This window comes from Bifidobacterium favimelis (assembly GCF_037963085.1).
Classification (GTDB): domain Bacteria; phylum Actinomycetota; class Actinomycetes; order Actinomycetales; family Bifidobacteriaceae; genus Bombiscardovia; species Bombiscardovia favimelis.
Genome location: NZ_JBANDZ010000008.1, coordinates 1 through 1,204 on the forward strand (window position 1 = coordinate 1; position 1,204 = coordinate 1,204).

A 1,204-nucleotide genomic window follows, 5' to 3' on the forward strand; every position below is an offset into this window, starting at 1 on the left:
AACAACAGGAACCCGGCAAACAACAAACCAATCACACCAAACCACAAACCCTGAAGAAAACTCATGCCAACACCACCTTCCGGTTACCGGCGACAGGCTTTCCGGCGACGCTCTCATCGCCCTTGCCCGCCTCGTAGAAGGGACCCTGATGCAGGGTCCTCCTGGTATAGACGATCATGACCACACCCATCAACGCAAAGAGGAGGAAGTAGACGACGCAGGTGAAGAGGAGGGCCGGCACCGTACTGGTGGGCGAGACCCCGTCGGCTATGGTCTGGAAGCCGTAGACCAGCCAGGGGTAACGCCCCAGCTCGGTCACCAGCCAGCCGCTGGTGGTCGCCGCGAAGGGGGCGAAGGTGAAGATTCCCAGGACCCACAGCTTCCACCGGCTCATATACAGGGTGTTCTTCTTGGGTCTGGTGAACCAGAGGGCCAGGGCCGAGATGAGCGCGAAGGCGAACCCGACAAGGACCATGAGCCTGAACACCCAGAAGAGGGTGGTCACCGGCACGTAGTAATCCATGTCCTTGCCGAACTTGGCGTCATACTTCTCATGCAGCTCCTTGTTGACCGTGTTCATCCCCTTGACGGACCCGCTGTCCTTGCCGTAAGCCAGCTTGGACATGGCGCCGGGGATCTCGACGGAACCCTCGACCTTGTGGTCCTTCTCGTTGATCAGGGCCACGGCCTGCCAGGGGGCGGGGTCGCCGGTGTCCTCGTAGATGGCCTCGGTGGCGGCCAGCTTCATCGGCTGGTCGGTCACGATGAACTTGCCCTGGAGGTCGCCGTAAGTGATCACGCAGATCGACCCGATCAATCCCAGGATGGCGGCCACCCGGATGGACCTGGTGAACAGGTCGACCCTGGCCACGGACCCGGTGGGGTCACCCTCCGGAATGACCTGGCGGGAGTCGGCGGACACCACCGGCATGGTCCCCTCCCCCTTCTTCAGGTGGAGCCTGAGTATGCTGAAGGCACTGCAGCCCATGACGACGAAGGCCCCGGTGCACACGGCGGCGAAGAAGACGTGGGGGAACTCGATCCAGAGTTGGGGGTTGGAGATCAGGTCGCCGAAGTTGGTCAGACGGGCGTGCCCGGTCGCCTCATTGATTTCGAAGCCGGTGGGGTGCTGCATGAAACTGTTCGCAGCCAGGATCCAGATCGCCGACAGGGAGGAACCCAGGAACGTCAACCAAATGAACAC

1 protein-coding gene is annotated in these 1,204 nt (G+C 61.7%); it reads right to left on the bottom strand.

Annotated features, from left to right (window positions below):
• Window positions 1-61: 61 nt before the first annotated feature.
• On the bottom strand, window positions 62-1,204 hold a 1,143-nt coding region (locus V6584_RS07890; protein WP_340486378.1), incomplete at its 5' end, for a cytochrome ubiquinol oxidase subunit I.